18 protein-coding genes and 1 pseudogene are annotated in these 23,138 nt (G+C 29.3%); 5 read left to right on the top strand and 14 right to left on the bottom strand.

The window, feature by feature from the left end; all coding sequences use genetic code 11:
- Window positions 1-323: 323 nt before the first annotated feature.
- The gene (gene ltrA, locus NQ543_RS03720) at window positions 324-1,742 is read left to right on the top strand and encodes a group II intron reverse transcriptase/maturase (protein ID WP_004608658.1); all 1,419 of its coding nucleotides are present in this window, start codon (window positions 324-326) and stop codon (window positions 1,740-1,742) included.
- A gap of 111 nt (window positions 1,743-1,853) precedes the next feature.
- Here ltrA and NQ543_RS03715 read toward each other — a convergent pair.
- The 4 genes and pseudogenes from NQ543_RS03715 to NQ543_RS03700 form a co-directional block, all read right to left on the bottom strand.
- Window positions 1,854-3,050: pseudogene (locus tag NQ543_RS03715) on the bottom strand (IS256 family transposase).
- Between the two features lie 109 nt (window positions 3,051-3,159).
- Window positions 3,160-3,465, bottom strand: coding sequence for a hypothetical protein (locus NQ543_RS03710; RefSeq protein WP_039904528.1), 306 nt, complete (start codon window positions 3,463-3,465; stop codon window positions 3,160-3,162).
- A 302-nt stretch (window positions 3,466-3,767) separates the two neighbouring features.
- The gene (locus tag NQ543_RS03705) at window positions 3,768-4,076 is read right to left on the bottom strand and encodes a PD-(D/E)XK nuclease family transposase (protein WP_004610358.1); all 309 of its coding nucleotides are present in this window, start codon (window positions 4,074-4,076) and stop codon (window positions 3,768-3,770) included.
- Window positions 4,077-4,225: 149 nt separating this feature from the next.
- A complete protein-coding gene (locus NQ543_RS03700; RefSeq protein WP_004610357.1) occupies window positions 4,226-5,632 on the bottom strand; it encodes a uracil-xanthine permease family protein in 1,407 nt (468 codons plus the stop codon).
- Window positions 5,633-5,957: 325 nt separating this feature from the next.
- Here NQ543_RS03700 and ispG point away from each other — a divergent pair, with 325 nt between their 5' ends.
- Window positions 5,958-7,013 carry a flavodoxin-dependent (E)-4-hydroxy-3-methylbut-2-enyl-diphosphate synthase gene (gene ispG, locus NQ543_RS03695; RefSeq protein ID WP_004610356.1) on the top strand — a complete coding sequence of 352 codons (1,056 nt, stop codon included), beginning with the start codon at window positions 5,958-5,960 and terminating at the stop codon, window positions 7,011-7,013.
- 54 nt (window positions 7,014-7,067) lie between these two features.
- Window positions 7,068-7,325 carry a hypothetical protein gene (locus NQ543_RS03690; RefSeq protein WP_004610355.1) on the top strand — a complete coding sequence of 86 codons (258 nt, stop codon included), beginning with the start codon at window positions 7,068-7,070 and terminating at the stop codon, window positions 7,323-7,325.
- On the opposite strand, the gene NQ543_RS03685 is transcribed toward NQ543_RS03690, so the two are convergent.
- Window positions 7,298-8,158: a deoxyribonuclease IV gene (locus NQ543_RS03685; protein WP_004610354.1), complete on the bottom strand. Its 861-nt coding sequence runs from the start codon at window positions 8,156-8,158 to the stop codon at window positions 7,298-7,300. The genes NQ543_RS03690 and NQ543_RS03685 overlap by 28 nt on opposite strands.
- Complete coding sequence (locus tag NQ543_RS03680) at window positions 8,158-9,528, bottom strand: DEAD/DEAH box helicase (protein WP_004610353.1); 1,371 nt, start codon at window positions 9,526-9,528, stop codon at window positions 8,158-8,160. Before NQ543_RS03680 ends, NQ543_RS03685 begins: the two co-directional genes overlap by 1 nt.
- A gap of 126 nt (window positions 9,529-9,654) precedes the next feature.
- Between NQ543_RS03680 and NQ543_RS03675 the strand changes: the two genes are divergently transcribed.
- Both NQ543_RS03675 and NQ543_RS03670 read left to right on the top strand, forming a co-directional pair.
- Entirely contained in the window at window positions 9,655-9,990 is a 336-nt protein-coding gene (locus NQ543_RS03675) for a hypothetical protein (RefSeq protein ID WP_004610352.1), read from the top strand.
- A gap of 15 nt (window positions 9,991-10,005) precedes the next feature.
- Window positions 10,006-10,917 (top strand): 4-hydroxy-3-methylbut-2-enyl diphosphate reductase, encoded by a 912-nt coding sequence (locus NQ543_RS03670; RefSeq protein ID WP_004610351.1) that lies wholly within the window; start codon window positions 10,006-10,008, stop codon window positions 10,915-10,917.
- 99 nt (window positions 10,918-11,016) lie between these two features.
- On the opposite strand, the gene NQ543_RS03665 is transcribed toward NQ543_RS03670, so the two are convergent.
- From NQ543_RS03665 to NQ543_RS03630, 8 genes are all read right to left on the bottom strand, one after another.
- Entirely contained in the window at window positions 11,017-14,175 is a 3,159-nt protein-coding gene (locus NQ543_RS03665) for an Ig-like domain repeat protein (protein WP_187362832.1), read from the bottom strand.
- 238 nt (window positions 14,176-14,413) lie between these two features.
- Entirely contained in the window at window positions 14,414-15,163 is a 750-nt protein-coding gene (locus tag NQ543_RS03660) for a Nif3-like dinuclear metal center hexameric protein (RefSeq protein ID WP_004610349.1), read from the bottom strand.
- Window positions 15,150-15,842 (bottom strand): tRNA (adenine(22)-N(1))-methyltransferase, encoded by a 693-nt coding sequence (locus NQ543_RS03655; RefSeq protein WP_004610348.1) that lies wholly within the window; start codon window positions 15,840-15,842, stop codon window positions 15,150-15,152. Before NQ543_RS03655 ends, NQ543_RS03660 begins: the two co-directional genes overlap by 14 nt.
- Window position 15,843: 1 nt before the next feature.
- Window positions 15,844-17,091 (bottom strand): RNA polymerase sigma factor RpoD, encoded by a 1,248-nt coding sequence (gene rpoD / locus NQ543_RS03650; RefSeq protein WP_004610347.1) that lies wholly within the window; start codon window positions 17,089-17,091, stop codon window positions 15,844-15,846.
- Between the two features lie 3 nt (window positions 17,092-17,094).
- Window positions 17,095-18,846: a DNA primase gene (dnaG, locus tag NQ543_RS03645; protein WP_004610346.1), complete on the bottom strand. Its 1,752-nt coding sequence runs from the start codon at window positions 18,844-18,846 to the stop codon at window positions 17,095-17,097.
- A 9-nt stretch (window positions 18,847-18,855) separates the two neighbouring features.
- Window positions 18,856-20,229: a glycine--tRNA ligase gene (locus NQ543_RS03640; RefSeq protein WP_004610345.1), complete on the bottom strand. Its 1,374-nt coding sequence runs from the start codon at window positions 20,227-20,229 to the stop codon at window positions 18,856-18,858.
- A 145-nt stretch (window positions 20,230-20,374) separates the two neighbouring features.
- Entirely contained in the window at window positions 20,375-21,268 is an 894-nt protein-coding gene (locus NQ543_RS03635) for an alpha/beta fold hydrolase (protein ID WP_039904647.1), read from the bottom strand.
- 5 nt (window positions 21,269-21,273) lie between these two features.
- Complete coding sequence (locus tag NQ543_RS03630) at window positions 21,274-23,109, bottom strand: YgiQ family radical SAM protein (RefSeq protein ID WP_039904523.1); 1,836 nt, start codon at window positions 23,107-23,109, stop codon at window positions 21,274-21,276.
- Between the last annotated feature and the right edge of the window lie 29 nt (window positions 23,110-23,138).

Here is a 23,138-nt window from a genome sequence, read left to right as displayed (position 1 = left end):
GGTATCCATCGTAAGGTGTGAACGGGAGGAAGTTGGAGGCAAAGTCCTGACCCAAGGAATACGAACTATTTTAGGCAGAAGCTTATCGGATGAGATTGCTAAACAAATCGAAGTCCAATAGTACGACGGAATAAGCAGTGTAAAGATAGTGGGTACATAGGATGAAAGTGTTATGTCTTACCGTGGGAGGTCCTAGGAACATGATGAAAATGTAATCATGGTGGAAACGTTTGTCCTAGGAAGTCAGCCGAGGTCATAGTAGTGATGATGATAACTGTAATGGTTATCTAGCGAAGGACCGAACATAAGGAGGTGAACTGGAAATGAAAGATACTCAAGATAAAATAGGATACTGTCAACTATCATTAGGCTTACTCTATGAAGATAGTACGGAATACGACAATAGTGGAGAAGTGTATCCTACATCAAAACAAGAGATATCACATACGAAGAACACCAATAGATTTGTAGTACATGAGAAGTTACTTGAAACAATTATGGAGGATGCCAATATAGAAAAGGCAATCCAAAGGGTTATGAGTAATAAGGGAAGTGGTGGTGTAGATAAAATGCAAGTCGCAGAAGTTCGTACGCATTTCGCACAACACTGGTCTTATCTAAAGAAACTTATCATGGAGGGACATTATAGTCCACAAGCCGTTAAAAGAGTAGAAATACCAAAAGATAACGGAAAGAAAAGAGAGTTAGGAATTCCAACAGTGACGGATAGGGTCATACAACAGGCGATAGTACAGGTACTGACACCAATATTTGAACCCCAATTCAGTGACAATAGTTATGGGTTCCGACCAAGAAGAAATGCCCATCAAGCAGTAAGAAAAGTAGTCGAATACGCCAATGAAGGATATCGATATACAGTAGACCTAGATTTAGAGAAGTACTTTGATACAGTCAACCATTCAAGACTTATACAGATATTGTCACAAACTATTAAAGACGGAAGAGTTATATCACTCATACATAAATATCTCAATGCAGGAGTCATAGTAAAACATAAGTTTGAAGAAACTACAAAAGGAGTACCCCAAGGTGGGCCACTCAGCCCATTATTATCAAATATATATCTTAATGAATTTGATAAAGAAATGGAAAGAAGAGGAAATCGATTTGTAAGGTACGCAGATGACTGTGTCATACTATTCAAAAGTAAAAGAAGTGCAATGAGAGTCAAAGAAACAGTGACAAGATATTTAGAAGAGAAATTATTTGTAAAAGTGAACCAAGAGAAGACAAAGGTAGCCTATATTACTGATATAAAATTCTTGGGCTTTGGATTTTATATAGAGAAGAGTGGTAATGTACGAATCACTGTTCACAAGAAATCTAAAGAAAAGATGAAAAAGAGAATAAAGGAAATCACCAAAAGGAACCGACCAATATCAAGTAAGGAATTAGCTAAAGAGTTAAAAGAATACATTACAGGTTGGGTGAATTACTATAGGATAGCGAATATGAGTAAACATCTAAGGGAAATAGACTCATGGATGAGAAGAAGAATACGAATGATATATTGGAAAAGATGGAAGTTAGTAAGAACAAGGTATAGAAATTTACAAAAACTAGGTATTAATAAAAGTAAGGCATGGGAATGGGCAAACACAAGAAAAAGCTACTGGCACATCGCCAATAGCTTCATACTAAAAAGGACACTTACAAATGAAGTATTAAAAATATACGGATTTATAAGTGCACTAGATTATTACAACTCTATAAACTTATGAAACGCCGTGTAGGGAACCCTACGCACGGTGTTGTGAAAGGGGCGAAAGATTTTAATTCTTAGCCCCTATTCAATTATCATATCATAATATATTTAATTGTAAACGTTCTCGTTAAAGCCTCCCTTCAAAGATGATTTGAAGACTAGAATATATAACTCCCCAATTACCATATGGGACATTCCATTTACTTGTTATTTTATCCTGAGCTAAGTACAAAGATTTAAATAAACTTTCATCTGTTGGGAATACTGTTCTTATTTTAGTAAACTTTCTAAATGCACTATTCAGACTTTCAATTGCATTCGTTGTGTACATGATTTTTCTTAGTTCTGGAACATAATTAAACATATTACAAACTTCATTCCAATTATCTTCCCATGGCTTAAATGCATACGGATATTTATCTCCCCATTTATCTTTACACTTATCTAGCGCTTCTAATGCTTTATCACCTGTAGATGCTGTATATACTGTTCTTAGATCTTTACAGAATTCTTTTCTATCTTTATAACTCAAGTATTTACATGAATTTCTAATTAGATGAACTATACATCTTTGTTGTACTGTATTTGGGAATGCTGATTCAATTGCCTATTTAATACCTGGAAGACCATCACCACAAATAATTAATATATCCTTAACTCCTCTATTCTTTAAATCAGTTAGTACTGATAGCCAGAATTTAGCTGTTTCGTTTTCGCCAATCCAAATACCAAGTATTTCCTTATATCCATTCTCATTAACCCCTAAGACAACATATGCAGCTTTTTTGGTAACCATATTATCTGCTTTAACATTAAAATGAACACAATCAATAAAGACTATCGGATATACAGTATCTAATGGTCTATTTTGCCATTCTAAAGCTTTAGGTATAATTTTATCTGTTATTTTACTTATCATAGCTGCACTAACTTCTACACCATAAATATCTTTAATAGTATCACTGATATCTCTTGCAGACATACCACGGGCATATAAGTTGATAACTTTGTTATCAATATCACTAATATCACGATTGTGTTTTTCTATAATAACTGAATCAAATGATGAGTTTCTATCTCTTGGAATATTTAAATCCATATTCCCTTGAGATGTTTTAACTGTTTTTTTGTAAGTTCCATTACGATAATTAGTTTTATCTGTTTTTTGATCATACTTGTCATATCCCATATATTCATCAAATTCAGAGTTCAACATATCTTGTAATGTTTCACCTAATAAGTCTTTTAATGCATTAGTTATGTCAGTAGGTGATGTAACACCATACTCATCAATTATATATTTAACTATATCTTTTTTACTCATAATAAAAATCCTCCTTTGGCAGTTAATTTAATTCTACCATTGGTGGATTAGTTTACACAAAATTATTTACACTCCCTTTTTATTTATATAACATTGACTTAAATAAATATTATTTTAAAATTTTTTTGATTTCTTCAATACTTTGATTATCTAAGATCATTTCAAATATTTTATCATATTGTTCATTATTTAAGTCCTCTAAAATACTATCGCCTTCTTTAGGATAATATTTATTAAATAATTGTTTTGTCTTTTCTTTACTTTTTTCTATGATTCCCTGTTTTATTCCTTCTTCTTTTCCTTTTTCATACATATCCTGTTTGTCTCGTTCATTAGCCCAGCAATTTAAGCTCCTTTTATATGCCATGTCTCTTAACTGCTCATCTTGATTGAATCTGTCTATCTTTTCTTTCATGATCTCTACCACCTTGTTATCTTCCTTTAACCTAATTATATCATCGGTTATCCCGTTTTCAAATATGTATATCCCCTTTTCTATTTCACTGAATTCCTCTAGTTTTTTCTGTTTCTTAATTAGATTGATATAGGGCATTTGGACATATACTCTGGTTAGTAGATTATATTTTTCAAGCTTCCCTTCTTCATTTCTGCTTTCATAGCGATCATATAGTTTTAAGTTTGCTTTATCGATATCATCGATAAAGATTATCTGATATACATGATTGATATTTTTTGATAATCATCTCCTTCTTTTTCCTATCCTGATAATAATGATGTTCCATATATTTGATACTGATTTTTAGAAAACATTTCGATATTAACATAATCACCAGTATTGGTTTGTACTCTAATATCTAAAAGCATATCTTTATCTTCAATATTTTCAACGGCAAGATCAAGATTTAAGATCGTAATTGATTTACAGCTGATATTTAAAATACCTTCAATAAAGAGCTTAAGTAAATAAAAGGAATCAGGATCTTGATCATTACCAAGAGAGTGTTTGAACATGAAATCATTTTTAAAATCATAGATTTTATCTATTCGTTTAATCAATTTGATCACCTCATTATCTTATACTTTTTTAATGATTATTTTTCTTTATATTTTTTAATTATTTTAGTTTTAAAATATAAAAACAGCACAATTTCTTGTGCTGATAAATAAATTCATTTATTATCAAATAAAAACCATATATCTAAATATTCATGATCTTAGACTTGATCTTTTTTATTTTTAGGCAAAAATAAGCTTAAAAATAACGATACAACAAATACTCCAGCAACTGCATTTCCATTAAAGATATCGCCAATAATTGGAGGAAAAGCTGCAAAGAAATTTCCAGATGTTTGAGTCAAACCAACACCAATACAAAATGAAAGAGAAACAATGATCATAGTGCGATCATCAAATTTGCAATTTTTAAGCATTTTTATTCCTTCATACATAATTGATCCAAACATCATAACTGTACAACCACCTAAAACTGCTTGTGGTAAAGAATTAAAGAAGGCACCTAGTGGTGGAAATAAAGATGCTAAAATCAAAATCAATGCTCCCATTAAAATCGTAAAACGATTAATTACTTGTGTCATTGTAACTAATCCTACATTTTGACTAAATGATGTTAATGGAAGACATCCAAAACACCCTGAAATCGCACTAGAAAAACCATCAACTGCAAGAGATCCTTGTAATTCTTCAATTTTAATATCACGATCTAAAGCACCAGTACATACTGCTGTTGTTGCCCCAGTTGTTTCGGCTGCTGAAACTAAAAAGACAATTGCTATCGTTAAAAATGCTCCTAAATCAAATATTGGCTGATGACTTGAAAAGAATACTAATTGAGGAATACTAAAAATCCCTACTTCTTCAATCGTTTTAGTAATACCAGAAAAATCAACCATTGGTGCAATATTTAATACTGTAAAAACAATTGATAAAAGATATCCACAAATCAAACCAACTAAAATATTTAAATTCTTATAAACACCCTTTAACCAATAACGTGAAACAAGACATACAATTAAAGTAAATGTTCCTACTAAAATATGATACCAGGCACCAAAATCCTCTACGCCGGTTCCACCACCCCAAGAATCCATTCCAACAGATAAAAGTGATAATCCAATTGCAATTACAACACACGCTGAAACAACTGGTGTTAAAAAACGTTTCCAATATTTAGCACTTAATCCAACTAATCCTTCAAAAATACCACCTAAAATAACAGCACCAACCATTCCTTCATAACCTAATTTGGGATTTGTACAAATAACTAACAAACTTCCTAAAAAAGTAAAACTTACTCCCATAACAATCGGTAATTTAGAACCGATTTTCCAAACTGGATAAAGCTGCATACATGTTCCTATTCCAGCTACAAACATTGCACATTGAAGTAACTGTGTAATTTCAGCTGAACTTAAATGCTCACCACTCCCTTTTACAACTGCTGCTCCACATACTATTAATACTGGAGCTAAGTTAGATACAAACATTGCAAGTACATGTTGTAAGCCAAATGGAATAGCTTTTTTTAGCGGAACTCTTCCATTTAATTTATAGATATTTTCTGTACTTATTGATGTAACTTTTTCTTCTTTATTATTTTTCATCTCACTACTCCTTCTATTTATTAAAAATATCTAAAAAAACATTTTAATTCTACCATGATTAACATCAAATTTCTATACTCTACACATATTTACTATTTAATTACTTTTGTTTTTATAAATAAAACTGATATAATATTGTATTAAAAATGCAATATCATAAAAAATAAATAAAAAAGCCAATAGAATCGGCATAATTTGATATTTGAGAAAAAAGGGTTCCTAAAAAATATGGTGAGAACTTCTAAAGACAGGTTTTGACTTTTATTTTACCAATTAGGATGCGAACAACGTCTGCCGTATGTTATAATAATTTTGAGGTGAGTTCATGAAAAGAAATGAAACAAGAGCTATTAAAGTTGGCAACTTAGTAATTGGTGGTAATGATCAAGTCATTATCCAATCAATGACTAATACCAAAACTAAAAACATTGAAGCAACAGTTAAACAAATCAATGATTTAGCTAATTCTGGATGTCAATTAGTACGTTTGGCTGTATTAAATATGGATGATGCTCTAGCAATCAAAGAAATTAAATCTAGAGTAAATATTCCTTTAGTTGCAGATATTCATTTTGATTATCGTTTAGCATTGCAAGCAATTAAATCCGGAATTGATAAGATTAGAATTAATCCTGGTAATATTGGTTCAATTGATAAAGTTAAATTAGTTGTTGAAGCTTGTAAGAAAAAACATATCCCAATTAGAATCGGAGTTAATGGTGGATCGCTTGAAAAAGATATTTTAGAAAAATATGGTAAACCAACCGCTAAAGCAATGATTGAAAGTGCTAAAAAACATGTTGAAATATTAGAAAGTTTAGACTTTTATGATATTTGTATATCATTGAAATCTTCAAATACATTACTTACAATTGAAGCATATCAATTAGCTAGTGAAACTTTCCCTTATCCTTTACATATCGGTGTTACTGAAGCTGGTACTAAACTTGGGGGAACGATTAAATCAAGTCTTGGAATTGGAACTATTTTGTATCAAGGAATCGGTAATACGATTAGAGTCTCTTTAAGTGATAGTCCTTTAGAAGAAATAAAAGTAGCTAAAACTTTATTAAAAGAATTAGAATTGATTGATAATGTTCCTACATTAATCTCATGTCCAACATGTGGCAGAATTCAATATGACTTAATTCCAATTGCTAAAGAAATTGAAGATTTTTTAAATACCATCAACAGTAATATTACAGTTGCTATTATGGGATGTGCCGTTAATGGTCCTGGTGAAGCTAAACATGCAGATATTGGTATCGCTGGAGGCGTTAATGAAGGGCTATTAATTAAAAAAGGAGAAATTATTCGTAAAGTTAAACAAGATGATATTATTGAAGAACTTAAAAAAGAAATTATCAAAATGACAAAGTAGCTTTGTGCTACTTTTTTTAGTTATACATATTATATAAAGAAAGGAGAATGGAAAATGGATAATACTTATCGTAAATTATTTAATTTAGATTTTGAAAATTTTTATAAACTAGTTAATAAATATGAACTTGATATTGATCAAGAACATTTATTTATAATTTATAACTTAATTCAAAATAATCGCTATGCTTTAGATGACAGTCATTATAATGATGTTTTATATAACTATATAAGTGAAAAGACAAGTATTGCTACTTGTCTTAAAATTAAATCTTTTTTTACGGATTATTTCAAATTAGGGTTAAATGTTTGAGTTTTAAACATTTCAATTTCTTGTTTATATGGTGCTACTTTTTCAATATATGGTGTTTCTAATATTTTAGGAACATCTTTTAATTTTTCATGATGAACAATTTTATTTAAAACTTCAAATCCAATATATCCATAACCAATATTTTCATGGCGATCCTTACTTGCTCCACGAACATTTTTAGAATCGTTAATATGTACAACTAATAAACGATTTAATCCAATTTTTTGATCAAATTCATCTAAAACACTATCAAAATCATTTAAATCATATCCCGCATCATGTAAATGACAAGTATCCAAACAAACACCTAAACATTCATTATTATCAACATTATCAATAATATATTTAATTTCATCAAAAGAACGACCACATTCACTACCTTTACCTGCCATTGTTTCTAATGCAATTTTAACATTTCCACAATCTTTAGTAGCTTCATTTAATCCCTCAATAATTCTATTCAATCCTACTTGACTACCTGCTTTTACATGAGAACCAGGATGTAAAACTAATCTAGTTATCCCTATCGCTTTACAACGCTCAATTTCTTGTTTTAAAAATCTTACCGCAATTTCATATGTTTCTTCTTTGATTGTATTAGCTAAATTAATAATATAAGGAGCATGAACAACTACGTTATTAATATCAATTCCATTTTCTTCCATTAATTGTTTAGCTTCTTCTACTCTTAATTGGTCAATTGGTTTACGGGCTGTATTTTGAGGAGCACCAGTATAAAACATAAATGTAGTAGCATTATAGCTAAGTGCTTCTTTAACTGAACCTAAAAGCATCTCTTTTCCTGACATTGAAACATGACTACCTATTAACATTAATTATCCTCCATATTTCTTTTTGCAATTTGTGCTGCTCTAGCACGTTCTTTTTTCTGACGTCTTATATCATTTTGAATCATTTGACGTTTTTGCTTACGAACAACTGTTTCAATTTCTCTTTTACGTTTTTTCTTATATCCAGGTTTTACTTTTCTTGGCTTACGGATAATACTTTGAACCTTTTTTTCTAATTCAGTTTGTTGTTTAACACGTTTAGTTCTTTTTAAACGTTCACCTAAATCAACAAATTGATTATTTTTAATTGCCATATTTTTAAAGATAATCCCTTTTTTTTCTAATACCTTTAAATTTGCCTCATCACTAGTATCATACATACTATAACAAACACCAGTATATTTACCACGCCCACTTCGTCCACTGCGATGAATATAAAAATCCGATTCCTTTGGAAATTCAAGATTGATAACATGAGAAACTCCATCAATATCAATTCCCCTAGCAGCAATATCTGTGGCTACTATATATTGATATTCATTATTATGAATTCTTCGCATCATTTGTTTACGTTCACGTGGTTCTAAATTCCCATGAACTTCACCAACCTTAAATCCATCTTCACGTAATTGTTTAGTAATTTTAGCAACTTCATCGCGTTTATTTGCAAAAATAATACAAATATAAGGATCAATTATATTCATTATTTTTTTCAATACATCATAACGATCTTGATGTTTTGTAGCAATTAAAACATGTTCTACATTATCAGTTGTTACTTTATCATCATCAATTTCTACAATTACAGGTGTTTGCATATATTTTTTTAAAAAGGGTCTTAACATTTGAGGAATTGTTGCTGAAAAAACCATCATTTTTAAATCCTCTTTCATCTTCCCAGCAACTGCATCAATATCTTCTAAATAACCAAACTCCAATGTCATATCAGCTTCATCAATAATAAATGTAGAAGCAGTAGTTATTTTTAATGCTTGTTCATCTAATGCTAAATCTTTTATTCTTCCTGGTGTTCCAATAACAATATGTGGTTGAACTGTTAATTTATTTACTGATTTTTGGCGATCACTTCCACCAATTAATAAAGATACTCTAATTTTTTCATTATATTTTACAAATAATTTTGCATTATTATATATTTGCGTTGCTAATTCTCTTGTAGGAGCAGTGATTACAGCTTGAACACAATCTTGGTTAGTATCTATTTGATCCATTACTGGTAATAAAAATGCATGTGTTTTACCTGTTCCAGTTTGTGAAATACCAATTATATCATTATTTTTATATACTAAGGGAATGACTTTTTCTTGAATAGATGTAGGTTTACTAAAACCTAATTCATTGATTGTTTGATAACAAAACTTTTGAAAGTTATATTTTTCAAATGTATTCATTTTACGTCTCCTTTTCTTAGATAAATTCAATTAATTTTATCATACCCCAAATAAAAAGCAAGTAAATTTATCTATTTGTAACAAATAGTAAAAAGATACATAAATTATTATAAAAGGAGGTATACTATGGATCCATTTTATGATGAAAATTTCTACTATGATAATTACAATCCTCAAACATATCCACCATTTCCAATCAATAATAAAATGAAAGCTAGAATTACTTTACAACGATCTTTACACTATGCAACAAAAACAATTTATACAATAAATCAAATTATTCCCCTAATATATCAAATTCGACCTATTATTAATAATACCAAAAATGCATTTAAGATCATTCAAGCAGTAAATCATATTAATAATATTGATTTAGATGAAGTAGAAAAAAATATCACTCCTATCGATAAAGAAAAAAATAATTCTGATAATGACGTACACTTTGAAAATATGCTACAATAACTTCGAGGTGATGTTATGAAAGTATATCAAATTGTTCCTCGAGGATATTGTAAAGGCGTTGTAAGAGCAATTGAGATTGCAAAAAAATATGCTTATCAAGATGACGTTTATATTCTTGGAATGATTGTTCATAATCAATATATTGTTGATGCTCTTGAAAATTTAGGCATTAAAACAATTGATAAAAAAAATGTTTCAAGAGAAGAACTATTAGATTTTATTGATAAAGGAACTGTAATTATTACTGCTCATGGAGCTGGTAATAATGTTTTTAAAAAAGCTAAAGCTAAAAATTTAAACGTAGTTGATGCTACTTGTCTTGATGTAATCAAAACACATGATTTAATTAAAGATTATTTAAACAAAGGTTTTGAAATTCTTTATATTGGTAAACACGGTCATCCTGAATCTGAAGGTGCCCTATCAATAGATAAAGACCATATTCATTTAATTGAAACAAATAAAGATATTGATAAATTAGATAAAAAATTAAATTATGTAATTACTAATCAAACAACTATGTCTTTATATGATGTTTATAATTTATGTAATTATGCTAAAAATGTAATTCCTAATTTAACTATTGCTAAAGAAACATGTCAAGCAACAACAGTACGACAAGAAGCAATTGCAAAAATAAGTGATGATGTTGATGTTGTGTTTATTGTTGGTGATCCTCATTCCAACAATACAAAAAAATTAGCAAGTATTGCTAGTGAAAAGGCTAATAAAACTACTTATATGATTGAAAGTGTAAATGATATAACTTTAGAGATGTTAAAAGACAAACATATAGCTGCTGTTAGTTCAGGTGCTTCTACACCTACTTATCTTACAACCCAAGTAATCAATTATCTAAAACAATTTGATTATAATAATTGTAATACCCATACTAAACCAAAAATTGATTTGCATAAAATATTATAAAAAGATAATGAGTTAGTATTAAATGATACTAACTCACGTATTTTTTCAGTTATAAAAAGAAGTTGTAACAAATTAATGTTACAGCTTCTTTATTTTATATTATTTATCAATCAATCCAGAATCAGGAATTAATCTTAATCCTAAATATGCAGTAACTAATTTTACGTATTGTTCATCAACTTCAGCTTGTGAATGAGGTACTTTCAACATTTCTACTGATGCTTCATAAACAGGATAGTATGCTGCCCATGATTCTTCACTATATTTTGATTGATCTAATTTACTACATTTTTCTACGAAAGCTTCTAAATTATTTTTATTTACAATATTTTCAATTTTTATATTTACAGTAGTAGTATTACCAGAAGCATCTGTTAATACAATATTTTCATCTACATTTGCAGTATATGTTTTTGTAAATACTGTTCCAGTTTCATCACTTGTCCATCCTTCAAGTGTAACTGGTTCACTTGTTTTAATAGTTACTGTAACACTATCATATGTGTAATCAGTAGTTGAGTATTCAATTGTATAAGTTGGAGCTGTAGTATCTACTACATGTACAATTCTTGAAACTGTTGCACTGTTTCCTGATGAATCAGTTGCACTATATTCAATTTTGTACCATCCAAGTCTTGCTGGATCTACAGCATCTACATATTCACTAGATGTTTCTAATCCTTCTTGGCTAGTAGCATAAGTAATTTTTGAAACTATTGCACTAAGTGCTTCTCCTGAATTATCAGTTACAGTTGGAATAATATCAGTAAAAGGTGTTAAATATTCATGTTCAGTGATTGCTTCAACATCTCCTAAATCAATTACCGGAGCTGTTGTATCTACTACTTTAACAGATATTCTTGGATTAATTCTATTTCCAGCTGCATCTGTAATGTAGAATGAAAATGCATTTGCATAAGATCCAATTTTTCTAATATCTAGATTTGATGAATTATGATTCCACCAAGTATCTTCTACAACTGTTACTTCACTATCATCACTAATAAATTCTTTTTGAGCTTCTAAAATAGCGCTTACTTGTTCACTACTTAAATATGAGTTAGGTGCACTAGCATCTACTTCTACTGTAATAAACCATTGATCAGGTTTATATTCAGGTACTTTTTTATCAATATTTGTTATTTTAATTGCAACATCAGTTGGATTTCCAACTAAATCATAAATAGTTACAACTTCATCAACATTTTGAGTATATTCTTTAGTAAATATTCTATTATCTACTTTTTGCCAACCTAATTCAATAAGTTTAGCTTCATCAATATCTTCACTAACAGTCATTGTTGCAATTACATTATTGCGAGTTGGTTCTACTGTTGAATAAGTTACTTGAGCGTTTGGAGCAGTCTTATCTACAGTAAATTGATATGTTCCTAAATTTCCGGCACGATCTTCAAAATTTAATGTAATATCTTTTGTTCTATAGAAGTATCCATAGTATTCGCTTGCATAACCATTTTCATCTACGTCAACACTACGCCATAATGATATTCCATTTAATTTAACTGATTCGTCAAATACTACAGTTACTTTAATTCTTCCATCTTGTTTTGCTTCATATTTTTGTGTTAAATCAATAACATTTGGATTTGTTTTATCAATTGTAATAGTTACTGTTGTTGTATTTCCAGCTTTGTCAACAGCACTAATTGTATATGTTCCTTCATCGCTTAAAACAGTTGGAATATTTTCTGTATATTTTGTATCATTGATTAATACATAATCAAGATGATCATCTTCAATTGTATAAGATACATCAGTATTATAATATTTGTTATTTTCAATACCACTAATTACTGGTGCATTACGATCAATTTGATTAATTTCAACAGTAATTGTCTTTTTATTACCTGCTAAATCATAAATATCAAATTGATAAACATCATTTTCACTAAATTCTTTACTATAATTTACTTTACCATTACTATAAGTATGTTTAATCCATCCATCTGGTGCAACAATTTCTTCTGTACATTTTAAAGTAACTGTTACATTACCATTTGTATATTCTCCATAATTTGGTGAATAAGTTAAAGTTGTTTTACCAAATGTTCTATCAATATTACTTACATCAATATCAACATATGAAACATTTCCAGCATAATCACTAACAGCTAAATCTTTAATGCTTGTATTTTCGCTAAATGTTTTTTGATATGTTTGATTATCGATTTTTGTCCAACCATCTAATGGATTAATTCCACCATATCCATCATACGATTCATTTGCAGCACTAATTGTAACTACAACATCTTGATTAGTTGGAGCTGTAGTACTATATTGAACATCTACTACTGGTTTTTCAATATCATATATAAATGCATAAGTTGCAAAGTTTCCTGTAGTATCAAAAACTTCAACTGTATTCATTTTTTCATTATCATAATATGGTTTTAAATTAACGTAATTAGCATCATTCCATACATTACTTCTATTTAAACGATATTTATCATTTACAATAATATGACTTAATCCGCCTACATCATGTAATTTAAAATCAACATATGAATAATAATTAACTCCATCAACTGTACTACCTACTTGATTTTTAGCAGTAATAGTTGGAAGAGTTGTATCTACAACATCAATTTCTCTAGCAGCTGCTTTTGTTACTACATTTCCAGCTTCATCCGTAATTTTATACCATACAGTATAATTACCTATTTTATCAAGAGAATCTACTTGTTGATAATTACCAGCATTATTATAGCGATAAATAAGTTCTACTTTAATATCCTCAGAAGCGCTTACATTATCACTAGCAATATATTCTTCAAAATATTTATCCCCAACTTCAATTACTGCTTTATTTGGATTAGTATTAGTTAATTTTAATGTTGGAGCTGTAGTATCATAAACAAATTCATAACTACCGCCTACATACAATCCACCATTTCCATCATCAAATAATACTTCTATTACATTAGACTGACCTTCATTTAAATAAGCCTTTACATTTGATAAATTAATATCAGTCCATTTATTTGGTGATAAAGCAAGTTCTTGACTATTTAAAGTAATTTTTGTAAATGGTACAGAACAAGCTACTTTAAAATGTGCATTTGAAAAAATATTTTTTTCCGCATTTCCAACAAACTCATCTTCAACAGGTGTAATTGTTGCTGTTTCGTTTTCAACTACGTTTTCTAAAGAATAAGCATCAGCTGGAATAACTGTAAATGAAAAAGTCATTGCCATAGTCATCGCTATGACTAAAAAAGTTTTACTTATTTTCTTCATTAATTTTTTCATAGTTTTATACTTGGATATTATAAATATATCCATTCCCCTTTCTTTTAATTTTTAGCATTTGATTAATAAATTGCTAGAAAATTTTATAACAATTATCTTCCCCTATTACACCTCCCTTTATATGAAATATCCAGCAAATTTATAATCACAATACCATATAATAATATTATATAACTTTTAATTCTAAGATTCAATTTTACAAAAAAAAAGACGATTAAAAAATCGCCTAATAACAATAATAATCATCAGATTTTGCTATTAATGTCTCAAGACCCTTAGCATCCAATAATTCTTTTACTCTTTCTTCCATAATTACCTCAACATGATGAGGTACATCTATTAAAACAATATCATGATCAATTGCATATTTAGCATGTCGATGTTTTGTATCACCAGTAATAAAAGCATCAACTTTACCTACTAAAGATTCAATATCCTCGCTACCACTACCACCACAAATAGCAATACTACTAATTAATTTTTCTCTACCAGCATATTTAACTGGCAGATTAAATGCTTTACGAACTCTTGTCACTAATTCACTAGTTAAACATGGTTGATTTAAAATTGCGCATTTACCAACTTGAATATCATCATAACATTTAATATCATGAACATCTAACTCATTAATCAACCAATCATTCATAGATATTCCGTCTTTTCCACGATCCAAACAAGTATGCAAACTATAAACTATTATATTATTACTTATAGCTAATTGAACAAATTTCCCATGATGATTACTAAAATTCAAATTATCTATCTTCTCTAGAAAAAAAGGATGATGAGTAATTAACATTTGACATTTATTATCAATTGCTTTTTGAATGCTCTGTAAATCAGCATTTAAAGATACCATAGCTTTACTAATTTCTTGATCAACATCACCAATTTGAAGACCACATTTATCCCATGGTTGTTGCAAATCTATAGGAAAATAATCTTCTAAATAATTAATTATCTCATAAGCTTTCATGTAATACCTCTTCAATCATTTTTATTTTATCATTTAATTCATGATAACGAGGATGATTATGATCTAATGTATTTTGAATCTTTTTATATACATTATATTGTTTTTTCCATTTTTCTTTAAATAAAGGAGTTTGATTATTAATTAAAACCGGTCCAAATTCAACATCTTTTTGACTATAAGTAACAGCTTTATTTTTTCTACTAGTTACTACCATAACTTCATAAATATGACCAGCATCTTTTACCATCTTTTCATCAATAATAATCCAATCATGAGAAAATAAATATTTTCGCAAATGATCATTATTAGCATTAGATTGTAAAAACAGAACTTGAACATTTTTTAAATACTCACGATTTTCATCTAAAATCTCACAAATCAAATAAGAACCCATTCCTGCAATACTAATCATATCAACTTTACGATTTAAAATTGGATTCAAACCATTACCTAATAATGCAAATACACGATCTTGTAAATTATATTGATTAATTGTTTCAACTGAAGAATCATAAGGACCTTTTGCAACATCACAAGCATATGCTTTTGATATAATTTTATTTTCAACTAAATAACAAGGTAAATACCCATGATCTGTTCCAATATCAGCAAGAACAGAGCCTTGCTTATATTTATCAATTACGTCTGCAATCAACTGTAATCTTTTAGATAATTTCATCTTAACGATCCAAAAAATCTTTCAATCTTTTTGAACGTGAAGGGTGTTTTAACTTACGTAATGCTTTTGCTTCGATTTGACGAATTCTTTCTCTAGTTACACTAAACTCTTTTCCAACTTCTTCTAATGTTCTAGTACGTCCGTCATCTAAACCAAATCTCAAACGTAATACTTTTTCTTCACGATCAGTAAGTTCTAGTAATACTTCATTTAATTCATCTTTTAATAATTCATTTGCAGCGTAATCATCAGGAGACATTACACCTTCATCTTCAATAAAATCTCCTAAATGAGAGTCGTCTTCTTCTCCAATTGGTGTTTCTAATGAAACAGGTTCTAATGAGATTTTTTGAATTTCACGAACTTTTTCTGGTGTCATTCCATCTATTCTTTCAGCAATTTCTTCAGCTGTTGGCTCACGACCTAATTCTTGAATTAACAAACGTTGTATTCTTGTTAATTTATTGATAGTTTCTACCATGTGTACAGGAATTCTGATAGTTCTAGCTTGATCAGCAATTGCTCTAGTAATTGCTTGACGAATCCACCAAGTAGCATAAGTTGAAAACTTAAATCCTTTAGTATAATCAAATTTTTCAACTGCTTTGATTAATCCCATATTACCTTCTTGAATCAAGTCTAAAAATAACATTCCACGTCCAACATATCTTTTAGCAATAGAAACAACTAAACGTAAGTTAGCAGCAGCCAATTCTTTCTTAGCAGCTTCATCACCTTCTAAAATCTTTTTAGCTAATTTAATTTCATCATCATGTGACAATAACTCTACACGGCCAATTTCCTTTAGATACATTTTTACTGGATCATTAATCTTGACATTACTTCCTAATTGATTTTTATCCATTTCTGCATCAGCATCGGCAACTTGATACATATGAAGTGTATCACTAGTCATCATATCGAAATCACCATCAAAATCTAAATCTGGAGTATCATCACCTAATAAATCATCTCCTAAATCAAGATCAATATCTAGATCATCTGCTGCTCCTGTGAGTAACATATCATCTTCAACATCGATATCATCTAAACCATCATCAGAAATAATAATATCATTATTTCCAATAAACTCTAATAAATCTTCTGCAAGATCGTCACTTAAATCGTAAGTAGATAAATAAGTATCAATTTGATCTTGAGTTAAAATTCCATCTCCATTTTTAGCATCATTTAAAACAATTTTCTTCAAATCATCAAATGATACAGCTGTAACATTTTTCTTTTTCATATACTACTCCTTACCTTTTAATGCTATGATTTCTTTTAATATCTGAGCTTTTTGCTTAGGATCAAAAGTATCTTTTAAAGCCTTTGTTAATTCATCAATTTTAATTTTCACAGTTTTTTCTTTAATAGTTTCAATATAATCATTAATTGCCTTAGTATCTTTTAATTTTGGTAAATTTAACTGCGATATTTCTACTATATTTTTTACAAGATTTTCATCTTCAATACTACTAATTAAATCAGCAATTTCTAAAACAACTTCATGACGATAATAATCAACTATATATGATGCAATAATTCGATAGTTATCATTAAACATAAAACCAGCTTTTGCTTCATACATCATTGCGACATTTTTATCATTCATCATATAATATAATAAATCACGTTCAGCTTTAGAATATTTATCAATTAAACGTACACTTTGTTGATAAAAAACCTGTTTAGTTGGTTGATTAATTTTTGTAACACTTTGTTTATTAACAAGACTAGAAATTATTTCTTTAGAAAAACCGGATTTTTTTTCTAATTGTTGGATATAATAATCTTGATCAATCATATCATCAAGATTACTAATTTCACTAGTAATCATTTCTAAATACTTCTTTCGCTCTTCATAATTATCCATATTCGTTAATTCATAATAATAATTCATTTTAAAATCTAATGAAGATAACGGTCTTTTAATCAAAGCGTTTAATTCATCAACACCTTTTTTCTCCAAAAATTCATCTGGATCCAAATCATCAGATAAATCAATAATCTTAACACTAAAACCTTCATTAATTAAAATATCACTAGCCTTGATCATAGCTTTTTTTCCAGCTTGATCACCATCTAAACAAAGATAAACAACTTTACTAAGACGCTTTAACAGCCTTATATGTCCTTTAGTTAAAGCAGTTCCCATAATGGCTACAGCATTTTTAATTCCGGCTTTATATAATGCAATAACATCCATAAATCCTTCATTAACAATAACAAATCCCGCTTGTCTAACTTCTTCAATGGCACGATGATAATTGTACAGCAATTCACCTTTAATAAAAATTTTTGATTCTGGTGAATTCATATACTTTGATTCATTTTGACTTTGTTGATAAATCCGGCCACTAAAACCAACAACTCGACCACTTGTATCATGCAAAGGAAACATAATTCGATCACTAAAACGATCATATCCTTGATTATTTTCAATAATCAAGCCAGATTCATACATTGCAATTTTATCAAAGCCCATCTTTTCAAAAGCCTTTAATAAAATATTGTTGTTTGGAGCATATCCAATTTCAAAAGTTTCAATGATTTCATCATTCATGCTTCTTGCATTTAAATACTCTTTTGCAGGTAAAGCTAATTTTGTATTTAAATAATGATGATAGATTTTATTTGCTTCATCATGCATTTTATATAAAGGTTCTAATTTTTGATCAACTAGTTGAACTCGTCTTTCAAGATTATATTCGCTAATATCAACATTTCCCATAGAAGCAACCATTTTAACAGCTTCGATATATGGGATTTTTAAATAATTCTTTAAAAAATTAAATACATTTCCACCATTTCCACAAACAAAACACATATAAATTTGTTTTTCTGGTGAAATGGTCAAAGAAGGATTACTATCATCATGAAATGGACAAAGTGTTACATAATTGCGTCCTTTTTTTTTCAGTGAAAGATAATTGCCAACTACATCAACAATATCTACACTCTGTCTTATTTCATCAATTTTTTTTTCTGATAATCTTGGCATATATTTTAACTAAAACATAACCTTTTTACTAATATAATCAACTAATTCATCAATTGGTAAACGAATTTGTTCCATTGTATCACGATCACGCACTGTTACTGTATTATCTTCAAGCGTATCGAAATCAACAGTTACACAAAATGGCGTACCAATTGCATCTTGACGACGATAACGTTTACCAATTTGTCCAGCAACATCAAATTCACAGCTAAAATGTTTAGCTAACATACTATATACTTCACTTGCTTTATCACTTTGTTTCTTTGTAAGTGGTAAAATAGCTACCTTGTATGGAGCAAGAGCTGGTAATAATTTCATTACTACTCTAGTTTCCCCATCCTCTAATGTTTCTTCTTCATAACTATCGCAAAGTACTGATAAAAATAAACGATCAGCACCAACAGATGGTTCAATTACATAAGGAATATACTTTTCATTAGTTGTTGGATCAAGATATTCCAACGATTTTTTTGAATGATTTTGATGTTGAGTTAAATCATAATCGGTACGATCAGCAATTCCCCATAATTCTCCCCAACCAAATGGGAAATTATACTCTACATCGCAAGTTCCTTTAGAATAGAAAGACAATTCTTCTTTTTCATGATCTCTAAAACGTAAGTTTTCGTCTTTGATTCCTAAATCTTTTAAGAATTTTTTACAATAATCTTTCCAATATTCAAACCATTCTAAATCAGTACCTGGTTTACAGAAAAATTCCAATTCCATTTGTTCAAATTCACGCATTCTAAATATAAAATTACCTGGTGTAATTTCATTTCTAAATGCTTTACCAATTTGCCCAATTCCAAATGGTACTTTCTTTCTTGTTGTTCTTTGAATATTTTTAAAATTAACAAAAATCCCTTGAGCAGTTTCTGGGCGTAAATACACTGTAGATTTAGCATCTTCAACAACACCCATTTTAGTTTCAAACATTAATTTAAACTGTCTTACATCAGTAAAATTGCTTTTCCCACAATTAGGACAAACAATTTGATGTTCTTTAATATAATTAACTGTTTCTTCACTTGTCCATCCTTCACTATGTACACTTGGATCATAATTTTCAATTAATTTATCAGCACGATGTCTAGTTTTACATTCTTTACAGTCGATTAATGGATCTGAAAAGCCACCAACATGTCCACTAGCTTCCCAAACTCTTGGATTCATAAAAATAGCTGAATCTAAACCAACATTATATGGTGATTCTTGAATAAAACGTTTCCACCATAATTGTTTAATGTTATTTTTCATTTCCACTCCTAGTGGACCATAATCCCAAGTATTTGCAAGTCCATCATATATTTCTGAACCTTGATACACAAAACCTGATACTTTAGCATGATTTACTAATTTATCCATATCTTTAATTGCCATAATTTACTCCTTTATATGTAGATTTTTGATATATACAATGAAAGACTTGGAACATCGCCAAGTCAATATAAATATATCTATATCTATTTTTATGCAAATATAAAATACCCTTATAGTGGTTTATTGTCAACCAATTATAAGGGTACTAAATATATGTTCGTTCATTCAACCATGTTAAGATATCTAAATATACTTCACGTCTTTGATTATCATGTAGTATATCTTGATGACTGTTATCATATAATTTAAGTGTTAAATCTTTTACCCCTCTATCTAAAAGACGTTCATAAAACCATTTAGGTCCTTTACCTAACATTCCAAATACATCTTTTAAGCCTGAAATAATCAAAATTGATAGGTAATCAGGAATTTTTTCAATTGTAGACGTTGAAGTAACTTCTTTAATTAATTTTAAAATATCACTATATGCTTGATTAGTATATACAAATCCAGTAAATGGATCATCTCGATATTTTTCCAATTCTTCTAAATCATCAGTTACATATGGCTTAGTTTTTAATAACCGTTTTTTTAGAGTTTTTGAACGATGCATACTTCCACGCAATAACACTTCACCTTTTAAAAACACTTTGGCAATATTAGTTCTTTTCAATTTACCACAAGTTCCCATAAAAATACAACCTTGAATATAATCACCATATTTAGCAACATACTTTCTTAAAACAACTGAGCCCAATTCATTACCTAAAATAAAATAAGGCAAATCAGGGAATCTTGAAGCAATAATATTTCTAAGTCGCTGCATATCTTCAACTAAGTTTACTGTTGCATCACCAACACCAAAATATCCTTGTTCATAATTATATAAAGACATTCCATGACCCGGAAAATCACTTACAACAACAACAAATCCATCACTTGCTAAATATTCAGCAAAACGACGATAACGTCCAACATATTCTCCCATAGCATGATGAATTTGTACAACACCTTTATATCTAATCATCACAGCTGGTAAATAAAGATCAAAATTTATTAATGTTCTAGTTGTAGATGAAAAAGTTTCGCTAAATTTCATAGTCATTACCCTCTTTTTTGTTTATTGCATTTTGGTGGATATCTATGCTGTTGATTATTCTTTCTAGGTCTAATTAAACATTTTTTTGAAAAACCAATTAAATCTTTACGATTTGCTTTAATTAATGCTTCATATACTAAATCATAATTTTTAGGATTACGATATTGAATCAAGGCTCTTTGCATTGCTTTTTCTTTAGCCGTTTTTGGAACATATACTTTAGACATATCTCGAGGATCTAATTCAGTATAATACATTGCAGTTGAAAGAGTTCCAGGAGTCGGATAAAAATCTTGTACTTGCTCTGGTTGATGATGAATATCTCGTAAATATTCAGCTAATTCAATAGCATCTTCTAGGGTACAACCTGGATGTGATGACATTAAATATGGAACTAAAAATTGCTTTTTATTATATTCTTCATTTAAACGATAATATTTATCAACAAATTTTTCATACAAACCTCGACGTGGTTTTCCCATTTTATCTAAAACACGATCGCTAATATGCTCAGGAGCTACTTTTAATTGGCCACTTATATGATTTTGAACTAATTCTCTAAAAAAGCTATCATCTTTATCATACATTAAATAATCATATCTAATTCCTGAACGAACAAATACTTTTTTTATATTTGGTAACATCTTTAATTTATTTAACAGTTCCTTATAATCTTGATGACTAACTTCTAAATTATTACAAGGTTTTGGCCATAGACATTGTTTAGTTGGACAAGCTCCATGTTTTTGTTGTTTTTTACAAGCCGGTTGTCTAAAATTAGCAGTTGGTCCTCCTACATCATGAATATACCCTTTAAATTCCGGATCCCAAACCATTTTACTTGCTTCTGATAAAATCGATTCATGCGAACGAGTTTGAACAATTCTTCCTTGATGAAAAGCCAAAGCACAAAAATTACAAGAGCCAAAACAACCACGATTACTAATCAATGAAAATTTCACTTCATTAATAGCTGGAATATGCTCGCTACTAGGATGATATGTACGATTATAATCTAATGAATACGCTCGATCAAATTCACGTTGTGTTAGTGGGCGATTTGGTCGATTTTGAACAACATACCAGCCTTGATATGGTTCAACTAAAGTTTTAGCGTTATAATGATCAGTATTTAAATATTGAATTTGAAAAGATTTAGCATAAGCAACTTTATCTTTACAAATTTCTTCATAACTAGGTAAAATAATTGGTTCATGGGCATCTTCAAGATTTTTGGTTTTAAAAACAGTTCCATCTAAATACGTTAAATACTTTATTTCTAAACCACTATCTAAAGCTTCAGCTACTTCAATAATGCTATTTTCACCCATTCCATATAATAATAAATCAGCATTAGCATCAATAATAATTGATTTACGAACTTTATCGTCCCAATAATCATAATGTCCAAGACGTCTTAAACTAGCTTCAATGCCTCCAATAATAATATTGGCATCTTTATATGCTTGACGTGCCATTTGGCTATATACGATTACAGCACGATCTGGTCGTTTAAACCCCTTTCCTCCTGGCGTATATAAATCTTTATGACGACGTTTTTTAGCAACCGTATAATGATTAACCATTGAATCAATATTTCCAGATGAAATCAAAAACCCTAATCGAGGCTTTCCAAATTGTCTAAATTCTTCAACATTATGCCAATCTGGCTGAGCTAAAAAACAAACCTTAAAACCATGACTTTCTAAAGTTCGACAAATAATAGCAGCGCCAAATGAAGGATGATCAACATAACCATCTCCACATATATAAACAAAATCCGGTTGCTGCCAACCTCTTTCTTCCATTTCCTGACGATTTATCGGTAAAAAATCACTCACATCTATCCCTCTTTCTTTCAATAACTTAT

The organism is Thomasclavelia spiroformis DSM 1552 (genome assembly GCF_025149465.1).
GTDB lineage: Bacteria > Bacillota_I > Bacilli_A > Erysipelotrichales > Coprobacillaceae > Thomasclavelia > Thomasclavelia spiroformis.
This window is presented reverse-complemented; position numbering and strand designations above follow the sequence as displayed.

Coding starts and splice junctions, on each gene's coding strand:
- NQ543_RS03655 (WP_004610348.1), bottom strand. CDS start 15,842: ATGAAATTATCTAAAAGATTACAGTTGATTGCAGACGTAATTGATAAA.
- NQ543_RS03665 (WP_187362832.1), bottom strand. CDS start 14,175: ATGAAGAAAATAAGTAAAACTTTTTTAGTCATAGCGATGACTATGGCA.
- NQ543_RS03670 (WP_004610351.1), top strand. CDS start 10,006: ATGAAAGTATATCAAATTGTTCCTCGAGGATATTGTAAAGGCGTTGTA.
- NQ543_RS03675 (WP_004610352.1), top strand. CDS start 9,655: ATGGATCCATTTTATGATGAAAATTTCTACTATGATAATTACAATCCT.
- dnaG (WP_004610346.1), bottom strand. CDS start 18,846: ATGCCAAGATTATCAGAAAAAAAAATTGATGAAATAAGACAGAGTGTA.
- NQ543_RS03690 (WP_004610355.1), top strand. CDS start 7,068: ATGGATAATACTTATCGTAAATTATTTAATTTAGATTTTGAAAATTTT.
- NQ543_RS03710 (WP_039904528.1), bottom strand. CDS start 3,465: ATGAAAGAAAAGATAGACAGATTCAATCAAGATGAGCAGTTAAGAGAC.
- NQ543_RS03700 (WP_004610357.1), bottom strand. CDS start 5,632: ATGAAAAATAATAAAGAAGAAAAAGTTACATCAATAAGTACAGAAAAT.
- ispG (WP_004610356.1), top strand. CDS start 5,958: ATGAAAAGAAATGAAACAAGAGCTATTAAAGTTGGCAACTTAGTAATT.
- ltrA (WP_004608658.1), top strand. CDS start 324: ATGAAAGATACTCAAGATAAAATAGGATACTGTCAACTATCATTAGGC.
- rpoD (WP_004610347.1), bottom strand. CDS start 17,091: ATGAAAAAGAAAAATGTTACAGCTGTATCATTTGATGATTTGAAGAAA.
- NQ543_RS03660 (WP_004610349.1), bottom strand. CDS start 15,163: ATGAAAGCTTATGAGATAATTAATTATTTAGAAGATTATTTTCCTATA.
- NQ543_RS03640 (WP_004610345.1), bottom strand. CDS start 20,229: ATGGCAATTAAAGATATGGATAAATTAGTAAATCATGCTAAAGTATCA.
- NQ543_RS03685 (WP_004610354.1), bottom strand. CDS start 8,158: ATGTTAATAGGTAGTCATGTTTCAATGTCAGGAAAAGAGATGCTTTTA.
- NQ543_RS03635 (WP_039904647.1), bottom strand. CDS start 21,268: ATGAAATTTAGCGAAACTTTTTCATCTACAACTAGAACATTAATAAAT.
- NQ543_RS03680 (WP_004610353.1), bottom strand. CDS start 9,528: ATGAATACATTTGAAAAATATAACTTTCAAAAGTTTTGTTATCAAACA.